This window comes from Micromonospora sp. NPDC023814 (genome assembly GCF_040639595.1).
In the GTDB taxonomy this organism is placed as follows: Bacteria; Actinomycetota; Actinomycetes; order Mycobacteriales; family Micromonosporaceae; genus Micromonospora.
Genome location: NZ_JBFAAF010000028.1, coordinates 1 through 13,474, shown reverse-complemented (window position 1 = coordinate 13,474; position 13,474 = coordinate 1). Strand labels below are relative to the sequence as shown.

Annotated in this window: 10 protein-coding genes; 4 read left to right on the top strand and 6 right to left on the bottom strand. The window is 68.9% G+C overall.

What is annotated here, in order from left to right; genetic code table 11:
• Positions 1–41 precede the first annotated feature (41 nt).
• From AB0G14_RS17040 to AB0G14_RS17025, 4 genes are all read right to left on the bottom strand, one after another.
• Positions 42–1,424 (bottom strand): site-specific integrase, encoded by a 1,383-nt coding sequence (locus tag AB0G14_RS17040; protein ID WP_357698254.1) that lies wholly within the window; start codon positions 1,422–1,424, stop codon positions 42–44.
• A gap of 1,028 nt (positions 1,425–2,452) precedes the next feature.
• On the bottom strand, positions 2,453–2,608 hold the full coding sequence (locus tag AB0G14_RS17035; RefSeq protein ID WP_357698252.1) for a hypothetical protein: 156 nt from the start codon (positions 2,606–2,608) through the stop codon (positions 2,453–2,455).
• Positions 2,605–3,417: a hypothetical protein gene (locus tag AB0G14_RS17030; protein ID WP_357698250.1), complete on the bottom strand. Its 813-nt coding sequence runs from the start codon at positions 3,415–3,417 to the stop codon at positions 2,605–2,607. Before AB0G14_RS17030 ends, AB0G14_RS17035 begins: the two co-directional genes overlap by 4 nt.
• Before the next feature lie 501 nt (positions 3,418–3,918).
• Positions 3,919–7,344 carry an NACHT domain-containing protein gene (locus tag AB0G14_RS17025; RefSeq protein WP_357698248.1) on the bottom strand — a complete coding sequence of 1,142 codons (3,426 nt, stop codon included), beginning with the start codon at positions 7,342–7,344 and terminating at the stop codon, positions 3,919–3,921.
• A 534-nt stretch (positions 7,345–7,878) separates the two neighbouring features.
• On the opposite strand from AB0G14_RS17025, the gene AB0G14_RS17020 reads away from it, so the two are divergent.
• From AB0G14_RS17020 to AB0G14_RS17005, 4 genes are all read left to right on the top strand, one after another.
• A complete protein-coding gene (locus AB0G14_RS17020; RefSeq protein ID WP_357698246.1) occupies positions 7,879–8,343 on the top strand; it encodes a hypothetical protein in 465 nt (154 codons plus the stop codon).
• Complete coding sequence (locus AB0G14_RS17015) at positions 8,340–9,545, top strand: histidine decarboxylase (protein WP_357698244.1); 1,206 nt, start codon at positions 8,340–8,342, stop codon at positions 9,543–9,545. Before AB0G14_RS17020 ends, AB0G14_RS17015 begins: the two co-directional genes overlap by 4 nt.
• 458 nt (positions 9,546–10,003) lie before the next feature.
• Positions 10,004–10,813, top strand: a complete 810-nt coding sequence (locus AB0G14_RS17010; RefSeq protein ID WP_357698242.1) for a class I SAM-dependent methyltransferase — start codon at positions 10,004–10,006, stop codon at positions 10,811–10,813.
• Positions 10,814–11,148: 335 nt separating this feature from the next.
• The gene (locus AB0G14_RS17005) at positions 11,149–11,325 is read left to right on the top strand and encodes a hypothetical protein (RefSeq protein ID WP_357698240.1); all 177 of its coding nucleotides are present in this window, start codon (positions 11,149–11,151) and stop codon (positions 11,323–11,325) included.
• A gap of 80 nt (positions 11,326–11,405) precedes the next feature.
• On the opposite strand, the gene AB0G14_RS17000 is transcribed toward AB0G14_RS17005, so the two are convergent.
• Both AB0G14_RS17000 and AB0G14_RS16995 read right to left on the bottom strand, forming a co-directional pair.
• Positions 11,406–12,881 carry a tyrosine-type recombinase/integrase gene (locus tag AB0G14_RS17000; RefSeq protein WP_357698238.1) on the bottom strand — a complete coding sequence of 492 codons (1,476 nt, stop codon included), beginning with the start codon at positions 12,879–12,881 and terminating at the stop codon, positions 11,406–11,408.
• Complete coding sequence (locus AB0G14_RS16995; RefSeq protein ID WP_357698236.1) at positions 12,878–13,240, bottom strand: DNA-binding protein; 363 nt, start codon at positions 13,238–13,240, stop codon at positions 12,878–12,880. The genes AB0G14_RS17000 and AB0G14_RS16995 overlap by 4 nt, the downstream gene beginning before the upstream one ends.
• Positions 13,241–13,474 lie beyond the last annotated feature (234 nt).

Here is a 13,474-nt window from a genome sequence, read left to right as displayed (position 1 = left end):
GAAGAACACCCTGCCTCGGCCGGGCGTTCTTGGTGCACCACTCAATCCTCGTTCAGGTCGTCCTCGATCCGCTGCAGCGCGTCCAGGACCGCGTCGTCGGACTCCGGCATCAGGTGCCCGTACACCTCGCTGGTCACCATCGTCGTCGAGTGCCCCAGCACTCGCGAGATCGTCAGCTGCGGCACGCCCTTGAGGAACAGCCAGCTCGCGAAGCTGTGCCGCAGCAGGTGCGGCCCGTACACCTCCCCGTCCAACCGCACCACATCCGGGCAGTCACACGTCGACACCGCGTTCGGCTCCGGGCCCATGTGCCCGGTGCACCGGGTGTACCCGGCGGGCACCCTCGCGCCACACGGCCCACCGGTCTTCGTCCGGCCGCCGAAGTCACCGCACCGGCCGGTGGCGCCTTCGCGCTGCTCCTCGCGCCTCGGCGGCGGATGCTCCGGGCACCGCTGCGCCTCGATCAACGCCGGCTTCCACACCCGGTTCCAGAAGTTCGAGTAGTGGATCGTGCCACCGTCGCCGTCGTGGAACACCAGCGCGTTCTTCTTGGGCGGCGCAAGGTGGACCAGGGTGTCGTACAGCGCTTGGCGGATGCTCACCTCGCGGCGTCGCCGCCCCTTCGTCGGTCCCAGGTACCGGTCGTCGCCCTTGCCCGAGCGCTTCCACGCGCGGCTGATCTTTACCTTCGCCCGGAGTGACCGCGCGGTTGGGTGGACGATGTCGCCCGTCTGCAGCGCGGTCGCCTCCGACCACCGGGTGCCCGTCTCGGCGAAGAAGTCCAGCAGCGGATGCCACTCCGGTGCAAACCGCGCGCGCACCAGTTCGTACTCGCGCCAGGTCAGGTACTTCTCCCGGCCCTCGCCGGTGTCCGTGTCGTCGACGCGGTCGCGGACGAAGTCCGTCTCCTTGCACGGGTTGCGTTCGATGTGGCGCGCGCGGACCGCGGCCTCCAGCGTCTGGTGCAGCAGCGCGAACTCGCGGGTGAGGGTCGAGTTCTTCACACCGGCCTCGCGGCGCCGGTTGATCCACTTCCCGACGTCGACCGCGGTGATCCGGTCCAGGGGCTTCGCGCCGAGGGCGGGCTCGATGTGATCGCGGAACTGCTGGCGGTATCCCGCTTCCGTACCGCGCGTGATGCGGGTCTTCGACTCGATGAAGTCAGCGAACCACTCCGTAAGGGTCGGCGCCTTCGACCGATGGCCGCCAGAAGGCTCAAGGATCGCGTCGTAGACCTGGTCGGCAGTCCACTGGTGACGGTGCGCCTCCGCGATGTCCTTCGCCTGGGTCGCCAGATCCCTGGACGGCCATGTCGCCGACTGAACCAGGGCCTTGCCGGCGGCGTCGCGGCGCAGAGCGCCCTTGCCATCGCACAGCCGCCACTGCACCCGCCACGACTCGCCCCGCTGCTCGATCCTCGCCACGCCGCGCTCCCACTTCACCGTGCACCCATGGGCGCACGCCCAGGGAAGGAAACGCAGTCTAGCGTCACGTCCCGTCGACACTGCTACATACAGAATCCGGACAAACCCGCATAACTGCAGGTCGTGGGTACCCTCTCCTGCCCGCTACGGATCAGAAGGTTAGGGGTTCGAGTCCTTCGGGCGCACTTCACGATCAAGGCCGTGGCCAGCGGAAACGCAGGCCACGGCCTTGATTGTTTCCCAGGTAGTGTCGTGATCTTCCGCATGTTGGGAGCGTGGTGCTCCGATGGTGCTCCAAAGTTTGTGTGCCGTCTGAGCGGGGGTCCGTGCGCGCCCGTGCTGACCAGTGCGTTTACGTGCCGCCTGGTCTCGATCATGGCTCAGATGCGCGTCGGTCGGCCGTTGGTAGCCGTCCATCGGCCGACCATGGATCTTCTTGGGGGGAGATCGCTGCGGGAATGGTCGGCCGGTGCTGACCTGGGTTGGCGCCCGGCGGGGGCAGGGCGGCACCGTCGGCTCAGGGTGAGGGCCGGTGGTGACGGTCGCATGGGCCGCGCATCTGATTTCCGCACGGCTGTCCTGTCACCAGGCGCCGCGCAGGAGATGCCCCTGATCACGGAGCGGATGAGAAACGCGATGGCCGGCTCGGCCGGGCACGAGCCAGGCGCCCGGCTCGTCCACGGGTGTCCAAACAGGTCTGAACCAGGTCGACGCCGGCTACCCGATCAGCTGCAGGGCCCGTGGCAGCGCCGGTAGCAACGGCAGTGACGGGAGCCAGCGAGGTACCGGTCGAGCGCTCTCGCCCAGAAACCTTTACATGCGGTGAGTACGACAGGGCTAGGACCGGCACCGGCGCAGGCCGATGATGGCCAGATGCGGCTCGGTTGCTCGGTAGCTCGGGGTGAAATGCCCGTGGGATCCGGCTGCGAAGAGACCGATAGCCGTGGCCAAGAGCGTGCATAAGCGGTCGGCGCCGCCCGCCTCCGGGTTGAACACGCGTCTTGACCGGAGGCGGGCGGCGCCGACTCCTACTGCAGCATCTTGCTGAGCATGTCGAACAGCGGACCGGCCTCGTTGAGGTTGCCGATCAGGATGCCCAGCAACACCCACCCCCACGAGCGGGGGATGGAGAACTGCAAACGGAGCAGCTCGGGGTCCGGCTCCGGAAGGTTATTTTTGCTCACGCCGCCGCTCCGCTCTCCGCGCGCTGACGCTGCACCTTTGGCCGCATGATCGGCCGGACCCGGTACTCGAAGTATCTCGTGAATCCCAGTGGCGACAGCGGTGCCGCCTTGCGCTTCTCCCGCCGCTCGACCAGGTTGAGCTCCATCACGGTCTTGAGCCCGCGCTCGGTAGTGTCCGCCGACCAGCCGTACCACTTCGGCATGTGCTCGGGCAGGATCATTCGCCACTTCCGCTCGCCGCACAGGACTAGCAGCATGGCCAGGCCGGGCAGCCCGACCACCTCGTCGAAGCCCTTGGTCCAGAACGTAGTGGGGATGTTGAAGTACGGGTCGTTGTTCCCGAGACCGGGCCGGGTGTAGGGCTTGCCCGAGCCATCCTCGCGGAGCAGCCTCACCCCAATCTTCCGACTTCCCTTCACCCGGCTCACCTCGACCAGGTTCTTGTCCGCCAGCTGCTGCAGCGTCCGCCACGCCGCGGTCCGCGCCGAGGCGGTGGTGGCGGCCTCGTGCGCGTCGAACAGCCGCGCCCACACCATGCTGTCGAACTCGGTGTACCAGCCGAGCTCGTCCTCGGCGGAGCTGGCCGCCAGCACGGTCAGGTACGCGCGCAGCGAACGCTGCGCACCCGTGTTCACGAACGACGCGAGTACACTGGCACGCGTCTTGTTCTGATCATTGAGCTGCACAAACTCACGTCGGAGCGGGACATTGAGGCGCTTTGCGCGCTTGAGGAGTGCGGCCCGGGCCTGCCCGCCCGTGGCCGCCTCCGCTGACTTGCCGGACGGTGCCGGCGCGGTTTCGTTATCCACGCCACCAACTTAGCCATACGAGTCGACCGACCTCAAACGATAGGGTCGACCCGTTCACAGACGAACCAGCGGGTCCAGTACTAAGTACCAGGTGACAATATCCGGCTGACGAGGACCCAGCTGACAAGCACCTGACGAGGACCAGGGGGCGGAAGAGCAGAATAGCGGCCCACGGGCTGCCGGACGAGCGACGGGTGCCGACCACTCCGGCGCAGTACCGCCACCACTTCACTTCCAGTGGGTCATCTCTCTACAGATTGCTTAAATCGGGCACGCGTGGAGGGCCGTTGATCAGGTCCCTCACCTCGTCAACCGGCAGCCAAGGCATGTTCAACAAGGCCCCTGGGCCAACCACCGGTCCTTCAGGAGCTTGACCACCGCGTACTCCGCGGTCATCAGCCCGTCGTCGCGCCGCAGCGCGACCAGATTTGCTTCGCTGGCGAACACGGCGGGGGTTGTCCGCGCTCCTCCGGCTGAGCCGCCGCAGCCTGACGGGCGGTGTCACGGAATCGGCGGCTGGTGCCGCCGGCAATTCGGGCATCGTGTCGCGGACAAGGGCTGGTCGGTGACACAGGCCAGGCACGACCAGCGTGACGCGGGCGTGCCGGTCACTGCCGGCAGTTCGTTCTGATGGACGGCGTGCCGGACCGTTAGGTCTGGGTCCTGGGCGGCAGCGTCCTGCAACGCCGCCACGGCAGGCAGGTCGCGGTCGAGGGTGCGTAGGACACGGGCGCCAGCGACACGCTGGATCGGGTCGGTGACCGCGAGCAGGCGGGTCACTGTGGCTGCGGGATCGCTCGAGCAGCGGCAGGCGAGCTGCGCGACCTGGTAGCGGCGTCGGGGCGGGTAATCCGCTAGCCGGGTCATCAGCAGGGTGCTCAGGGCGTCATCGGTGATGCCCAACAAGATGCGGCACGCGACCTCGGTGATCCAGTCCGATGCGGCGTCGAGAGCAACCACGAGCGCGGTCTGGTCTGCGGTGGTGAGCCGGGTGGCGTCCGTGTCCGGCTGAGCGTCCGGCATCGGGGTGGTGAGCAGTTCCCACACGTCTCCCATCACTGCCTCGCTCGCACACTCGGTTAGCGCCCGGCGGGCCTGCGCGGCGACGTCCGCCCGGTTCAGACCCGAGGCGGCAGCCAGTGCCGCGAACCAGCCTCGCCGGGTCTCGTCGTTGTCGACGCCCACGGCGTTTCCGAAGTCGGTTACGCTGACGTGCTCGGCGCGGGCCGACGCCAGCAGGTGGGCGAGGTCGTCGTAGCGCCATTGCCGGGTCAGCGACGCTGTGGGCGGTGCGTCGGACAGCCCGGCGACGGCTTCCAGCAGTGGCCGTTCCCGATCGGCCTGCAGAATCGGGGCGCTAAGCGCGGCCAGCGACGCGAGGCTGCGTTCGAGGGCCGACGGGTCGACCGGTACGCCGTAGCCGCGTAGCCTGCGTTCCAGCTCCAGCGACTCCCGCCAGTCCGCCCACCCGCTGATGGTCCGGATGTGGTTGGCGGGCTCCAGGCCGAGCTCGGGGAGGTGTTGTACGGCGTCGAACGCGCCGTCCACGTGCCCGGTGAGCAAGAAACCTTCCCGGACGAATGTGAGGACCCCGTCGGCGTCATGGACGGCTACCCCTGGGGGGTCGGGACGGTCGAGGCGTAACAGGTTGCGTACCGCGTCCGTCTCTGCCGGTGACAGATGCCGCTGGTCGGCGTCCGCGTCGGCGAGCGCGGCCAACCCGGCCAGCAGCGTGGCGCGTTCCGGATCGAGCCTCACCCCGGCCAGCAATTCGTCGCGGCGGGCCCGTAGCTGTGCGGGCAGCCGCAGCCCGGCCAGCGACGGCCACGGCAGCCAGCCGGGCCCGTCACGTTGCTCCTGGTTGGCGGGAGACCGGCCGGTCGTGGTGTGGTAGTCGCCGGTGTACTCGGCGCCGGCTGTGGCAAGGTTCTCCATCAGCTGTGACAGCTGCTGAGGGGTGAATTCCGCTCCGGCACGGGCTGCCTTCGCGGCGAACAACGCGGCTGCCGTGTCGCCGGACGCGTTCACCACCAGGGCGCGCACGTTCGCGTCAAGCTCGGCGGCGAGTATCAGTCCCTGGTGATGGTGCACGTCGTGCAGCGCCGTGGTGACCCAGGCCGTAAGCGCGTCGGCGTCGAGCAGCCAGGTGCCCATCGCCACGGCAATTTCGGTGAAGACCCGGCTGCGAGCGGCGATGCCTGCTCGGGTCCGCACGAACACCCCGACACGCTGGTCCCAGAACCACAGGACCGCCTCGGCTGCTTCCTCGGCCTGTCCCTCGGCGAGATTCCACCGGGGCGAGGTGAGCATCTTGACGACGGCAGCCTGGGCTGCCGTGGCCGGAACGGCACCACCGGATACCGACAGTAGCCGTCCCAGCGCTGCAAAGCCGTCGAGCAGCCGCTGCCTGCTCTGCTCGATCTGCCCGGGGTCGGCTGCCATGTCGCGGAGCTGCTCCCACCGCTGCACGCTGTTGGTCACTGCCCGTCTCAACAGCCGGGCGGGGCCAGCGGGCAGCGGCACCTCGCCTTCCTCGGCGATGACGAGCGCGAGAATCGTGGCCAGCAGCGGCACGTTGCCGAAGTCGCGGTGGTTGGCTCGGGTCCTGCGCAGCCACTGCTTCCTCGAGTGCAGCCAGTCCGAGAGGAGGTCCGCGTCGATGCGGCGGGCCGCCACGTGTTGCAGAACCTGCTCGAGCACGTCATCCAGCCCGTCCGGCGTCGTGAGCTCCGCCTGTGGAAAGTCCAGCTGCCCGGCAGCGGGCAGGGCATAGGCGCGCGTAGTGACCAGCACGCCGGTCTCCGCGGGCAACGTTGCGACGACGGCCGCCAGGCCCTGCGCGATGACCCCGCGCCGCGCACCGCACTCGTCCATGCCGTCGGCGAAGAGGGCGGCGCGGCCGTCACGGCACAGCTGCTCGAGTGCCCGGGCGAGGCTTTCCCGCTCGTCGCCCGGCGCCTCTTCGGCGGCGATCTCACACAGCACGCTCAAAGTCACCACGGCAGCGTGCGGGCACCGCTGGGCCAGCCTGCGCAGCGGCACGATCACCGGGACCGGAGCATCGTCGTCACGCGCCCAGCGCGCAGCGATCTGCCGCACCGCCGTGGTCTTGCCCATGCCCGGCAGGCCCACCAGCAGCAGGCAACGCCACCGCCGGGCTAGGTGCAGCAGCTTGACCTTCTCACGGCGCCCGTCGGGGTCGACGACCTCACCACGCAGGCCGTCCGCGAGCCCGGCGACCCGCAGCGGTGGAAGATCCTCGGCGAGCAGCGAGAGCTCGACGAGGCCGTCCGCGTCACGCAACCGTTGCCTGTGCGCTGCCACCGCGACCTGCTGCGCGCGTACGGCGACGCCGATCGGCCCGCGCAGATCGCGAAACAGCTCCAACCCGGCCCGGTCAAGGGTGTTGAGCCAGACCCCGACGTCGCTGGCGTAGGCTTTGCCTGCGTCCACTTGCATCAACTTGTAGAGCGCATCGAACGCCCTCTGCCCCGCATCGGCCGGGACGAGAACGTTTGCCAGCCGTGCCGCTGCGAGCTCCGATTCGGGGTTGCCGACCTCTCCGGCGTGGACCTTCAGGATGTGGGCGGCGTCGAGAATCCGCGAAACCTGTTCCTCGGAAAGGTCGGTGAGCAGGCCTTTGAACGTGTGCAAGGCGCTTCGCTGGCCAGCGGAGTACACCGACGTTCCCGCACGGCGGCGCCGCAGCGCCTCGCCGAGATCCATGATGGTCGAGGACGGTTCGGCGACGACCAAACCCAGCCGATCACCCGGGCCCAAGTCATCGACCTGGGCCTTCCACTGCTTGACGGTCTTGCGGAACTGGCCATCCAAGCTGCACTGGCGCTTAGCGGAGAGGTCTATGCGGGTGCCGTCGCTCAGCACGCAACCAAGGTCGTCGGTCGGCGCGTCGGTCTCGAATTCCACCCGTACCGGATACGGGCCGCTCGTGCCTTCCTCGAGAGGAAACGGTGAGTGTTCCACCAGTCCGCAACAGGCTAGGTAGGCCGCCACACCGGCGCGGTGAACCGCACCGCCTTCGTTTCCAGCGCCCCCACCTAGACCGGACATGTCCCTCCCCGCAGCAGCCGCCGTGCCGCTCGTGTCCCAGCATCCCGCGGTGGACGGATAGGACCACAGCGACGCGCCGCGCGTCGCCATTGCGGTCCGCTCATGACGCGCCCGCGCCAAGACGGATCACCGGGCGGGCGCATCATGGACGATCGTCCCAATTGTTACCGGCTACCGGAAGCGCGTTCGTAGCTAAGGGCCGGCGGTCTGACCCGGACTTGCTCACCTCCAAGGCGAGCCGCAGCCACTCGGGCGGCGCCTCATCGCGACCTTGGCCGCCCGGCTGTTCACCCATGGCCGGCTTGCCCACCGGCACCGCCAAAATCAGCTGCGGCGTTTCTCTTCTCGGCGCAGCGAGGGCAACGGGTTGGGCACGGCGACCTGAGGGAGGTGGCGGCGGACAACATCGCCGCCTTCGGGCGTGCCTGGAGTCCTCTCGGGCCCCAGGGTTCCATGGTCAATGGCGGGGACATGACCCTGCCCGTAGGCGCCGCGTACGTCGGCGTTGGTGTCAGCACCCTCGACTCGGACCGGGGCCGCTGGTACCAGGTCGCCGCGACGCTACGCGACGCGGCTGCCGCCGGCCGCTACCTGTCGGCTTTCAACCTCAAGGGCCAGTGCTACGCGGCGATGGTCGACGGCACCGTCATGCACATCGACCGCGATCCCGAGGCCCGCCTGGGTGACACCGGGATTCGCTGCAACAAGACCCTCGACCCGGATCGAATCACCTACCACAATCCCTACGCGAACCTCATCGAGCAGGGCGACGACGAGACCCGCTTGATATGGCGGCAGCTCATAGCGCTGAACACCACCCTCGCCACTCAATTGCTCGCCAGGCGGTCATCGTGACCCAGACCCTCAGCCTCACCGAGGCCGCCGACCTCAGCCGCGCGCCGGTCGACGTCACGGCCGTCCTCGACCACCTGGTGTGCGAGGCCGACGCCGCCGCGGCGACGAGCATCGGGTTTCCCGGGGCCGTGGACCTTGACCAAACCGAGGTCATGGCGCTCCTCGGCCGCCGGCTGTGGAACAACATCGGCGACCCGGCGGACCCGGGCGGGGTCGCTCATACGCGAGCGCTGGAGCAGGCCGTCATCGCCTGGGTCGCCGACATCCTGGCCATGCCAACCGACGACCGATGGGGCTACGTCACCACAGGCGGCACCGAAGGCAACCTGTCCGCCCTGCACGCCGCCCACCGCCGCTACCCGACCGCACGAATCTACTACTCAGCCGCCGCGCACTATTCGATCATCAAGTCGGTGGAGATGCTCGGGGCGCGCGGTGTGGTCATCGCCGCCCGCCCGGACGGTGAGATGGACTACGCGCATCTGGCGGCGCAGCTGCGCAAGCGCCGACGGTGGCCCGCCATCGTGGTGGCCACCGCCGGCACCACCCTCACCGAGGCCGTCGACGACAGCACCCGCATCCGCGCCGTCCTCGACGAGTACGGCGTTGCCGGGCACCTGCACATCGACGCGGCCCTGTCCGGTATCCCGCTCGCCCTCGACGGCCGGCTGCGCTTCGATGATGCCGGCGGCATCGCCAGCATCGCGATCAGCGGCCATAAGTTCCTCGGCGCGCCGACCCCGTGCGGAGTCGTGCTCATCCGCGGCAGCGTCCGCGGCCACGGCAGCCACGTCGCCTACACCGACACCCTTGATACCACGATCACCGGCTCCCGCTGCGGCCTGGCCGCCGCGCTGCTGTGGCACGCCATCGCCCTACACGGGCGCGAGGGACACCGGTGGCGTGCCAGCGAAGCACGAACCCTCGCTGCCTACGCGGTCTACCAGCTCACCGCCGCCGGATGGCCCGCCTGGCGGCACCCCCACGCGTTCACCGTCGTCATTCCCACCCCACCCGAACCAGTACGGAAGAAGTGGCTGTTGGCCACCGACGGCGACACCAGCCACATCATCTGCATGCCCGGCATCACTCGCGGTCAGATCGACGCGTTCGTCGCCGACGTGGCCGCCGCCGCACCACTGAGGTCGATCCCGCAGCCCCGGCTCTCGCCCGAATCGGGCACCGGCACCGCTGGGCACTGAACTGTTCTTTCTCCCGCACCGTATACCGATTCACGGAGGCGATCACCATGAGCCGGCTACGTCTTCCACCCCGAGTACCTGTGGCACGACACCGACACCAGCGCCAGCCTGCCGCCCGCATCCTCACCGCAGGCTCAAACCCTCAGCCGCCGACGGTAGACCACACCGTCATCGAGCGGGCCCGAACCACGCTCACAGCCCACCACCCCGGCGATGACGGCTTATGCCGCGGCTGCGAAGACCTCGGACAGTTCGCCCTGACGCCCTGCCCAACGGCGCGAGACGCCCTCGACGTCCTCACTCACCACCTGCCAGCCCAATACGGAGAGGCACGAAGCAGCAGACCGCTGTAGCCAAACGGCATCCCAGCCGATAGCCCGTCCAACACCCAAACCTCTGCTGCAAAAGCCCCCGTTAGCAGGCCTCGACTGCCGCCTTTGTTCGACAGGAGATGCTCCATGACTAACCCCGCCACCACCCCGCCCGGCGCCGCTCATCTGGAACAAGCCCGAGCTGAGCAGCCGTGGCTGACGCGGCTACGCGCATCGTTCGACCCGATCATTCGCCGGGAGCTAGCCGCCGTCGGGGTCCAACCCGGCCAGCGGGTGTTAGATGTAGGCGCTGGCGACGGCACTATCACGGCCCACCTAGCCGAGCTGGTCGGCCCGGCCGGTTCGGTCACCGCGGTGGACACGGATACAAACCTGCTCAACCCCACCCACATCATTGACGTCTACCAACGAGACCTGGCCGGGGAAAGACTGCCGGGTGAGCCTGGCAGCTTCGACGTCATCACCGCTCGCTGCCTCCAGCAGCTGCCCAGCCCGGCGGACGTCCTGGAGCAGTTGATCAGCCTGCTGCGGCCCGGCGGGTGGTTGGTCGTCGGCGAGCTCACCTATACGCCGCCGATGGTCTACCGGGCCAACAACGAAGCTGACTCCGCGTTGGTCAGCAACGTCATCCACGACATGATCGCCACCGTCATCGGCCACGACGGGCACCCCAACTGGGTCTACGACGCCGCTCCCTGGTTGCTCGATGGCGGCATGGACCACGTCTGCACGGTCCAGCACACCGAGACGTGGACCGGCGGCGGACCGGGGTGTGCACTCCTCGCCGGCACCGCCCGGGACCTCCGCGACTCCCTGTTGAAGGAAGGGTTCACCGACACGCAGCTGGGACAGTTCGCCGACCTCATGGCCAGCCCCAACCTGCTTCTGCGCTCCCTCCAATTTGGGGCGGTCCATGCCCGGAGAGCAGATACCTGACCCACCAGTGGGCGCGGACCAATCAACTTCCGCCCACTGGCGAAAGCCCCAGACCCGGCAGCAGTTCGCACCCAACTGCCGAGGTTCGGGGCGGTGGCGGCAGCCAACCCGGTGACTGCCGGGCCGGCCCTGTCAGCAGTCCCACGCGAGCAGGGATACCACCGGCCAGCGGCCGGCGGCGGGCCCTTCCTCCACTCCCCGCCGCCGGCCGCGCCCGCCGCCTAACTGCCAGCACTATCGAGCGCGATGCCCATATTTGTCGCGATCAACGGCCCCAGCGATGGCGCGAAGACCACGCTCGCCCGCCGATTGGCCACCCGGCTCAACGCCACAGGATGCTCGACCCGTTCGCCGACAACCCGTACCTGACCGAGCTGTACTCAAGGGGCGAGCGTGCTACCGACGATCTCGCGCCGAAGGTCGAACTCACCCTTGGCTATGACGGACTTCCTCGGCCCCAGGCCGACACGTTGCATGTCGTTCGACCCTGGCGCCATGGCCGGCCCGGATGAAGATCAATCCTCAGTTGTTTGGCCCGAAACTACGGGCGGGCCTGATGTGCGGCCCACGTGCCGGGCGCCGTCCTTCACTGCTATGCGGCGGTGTCGTTGCGGGGGATGAGGTCGGCGGCGGCGTCGGCGCTTCCGCGTTCGAGTTCGAGGATGACGCTGGTGTAGGTGTCGGAGGTCAGGCCGATGGTGGAGTGGCCGAGGGTTTCTTGGACTTCTTTCATGTCGGCGCCGCCGTGGCGTAGGTAGGTGGCGGCGCAGTGGCGCAGGTCGTGCAGCCGCACGGGCGGCAGCCCGGCCTTGGCGACCAGGTGGTCGAAGCGGTCGCTGATGGTTTGGGGGTGCCACGGCTTGCCGTCGGGGCGGACGAAGAACAGGCCGGTGTCGGGCCAGTCGGTTCCGTTGACGGTCTGCCAGCGGCGGCGCATGTCGAGGTAGGCGTGCAGGACGGCGATGGTCTTCGGGCCGAGGGGGACCATCCGGTCACCGGCGTCGCTTTTGACCGGGCGGGTGATGGGTGTGTAGCCGACGGTGGTGATCTGTTCGACGACGGTGAGGTAGCCGGCGCCGAGGTCGACGTCGTGGTCGCGAAGCCCGCACGCCTCCCCGCGGCGCAGGCCGCGGTGCAGGATGAGCAGGAACATCGCGTAGAGGACGATGTCGTGGCGTTCGGCGTGGTCGAGGAACCGCCCGGCCTGTGCGGGCATCCACACCATGACCGGGCTGGGACGTTTCCCGGTGGCCTGCCAGTGCTCGACCGCCTTGGCGGTCCAGACCCGTGCCTTGGGTCGTTTCGCTTTGGGTAGTTCGACGCCGAGGGCGGGGTTGGAGGGGATCAGTTTGGCCCGGACGACGGCGTCGTTGAGGGCCTTGCGCAAGGTGCCGTAGAGCCGTTGGGTGCTGGACGCTTCCATCGGCCGGATGCCTTTGACCGTCGCGCGCACGTCGGGGTCGGTGCTGTCGCGGGCGGCGCGGATGGCGTCCTGCTGGTGGCCGATCGCGGTGAACATGGCCTCGATGTGGGCGGTGCGCAAGCTCTGGATGGGGATCTTTCCGAGGTGAGGGGCCAAGTACAGGCGGATGTGGTCGGAGTAGCCGCGAACGGTCTTTTCCGCCAGCCCGCGCCGTCCTTCCAGCCAGGCGGTGAGGTATTCGCCGGTGGTGGTGGGAACGGAGGCGGGCACGCCGGCGCGGATGCGGGCAGCCACCGCGTCGCGGTCGGGGAGCGCAGTGCCGGGCCGGCAGGCGTGCAGCAGGTCTGCGACCTGTATGGCGAGGTCGTGGTCGCCGTCGGCGAGGTCGAGTAGCGCGCGGGCGTGGCGCAGTTCGGCGGTGGCGGTGTCGCGGCTGTCGAAGCCGGAGCGGCGCAGTTGCCGGCGCGGCTGCGTGGGCCGGGTGGGCAGTTCGATCTGGTAGCCCCACACGCCGTGGGTGGGGTGCCAGCCGCCGCCGGGGCGGCGTAGCTTCGGGCACCGGCTGCCGAGCCGCTTGCCGGTGTCCGGGTCGGTGCAGGTGCAGCGTTTGGTGAGGGCCCCTTCGGGGTTGCGGGCGCGGGTCACGGTTCCTTCTTTCTGTCGCCGCCGCTGTGCGGCGGGTCGATGCTGCTGATTTCGTGGTGGTGATCGACGCTTCGCATGCCGCCCGGGGTCAAGTCGCCGGGCGGGCGCTGCAGGCCGAGGGCGGTGAGGATGCCGGCGACGGGCACCTTGTAGCGGGCGCCGACGCGGATGACCGGCACGGGGAAGCCGCCGGTGCGGGCGAGTTCGTAGGACAGGGCGCGTCCCAGGCCGAAGACACGGCCGGCGGTGGGCAGGTCGGTGATCGCGCCGAGCGCGCGGATGCGCTCCTCGCTCCACACCCCGCCACCGCTGGCGGGGGTGCTGGGCGCTTCTGTGGGATCGATGTCGTGGCTGGTCACGGTGAGTACTCCTGACTTGAAGCAGAAGGGCGTTGAGTGAGATCGGTGCGGTTCGGCCCCGCCGGTGGGTGGTAGAGAGAACGTTCGCCTGGATCAGCAGCATCGCCGCTGCGTACGCGACTATGAGACCAAGCCCGACGAGCAATGCTCGAAACCTGTGGATGAGCGTCGGGAGGCGTACCCTCCCGGCGACGCTCCATGTCCAAGGAATCGAGTAGAGCCCGCGCGCCAACG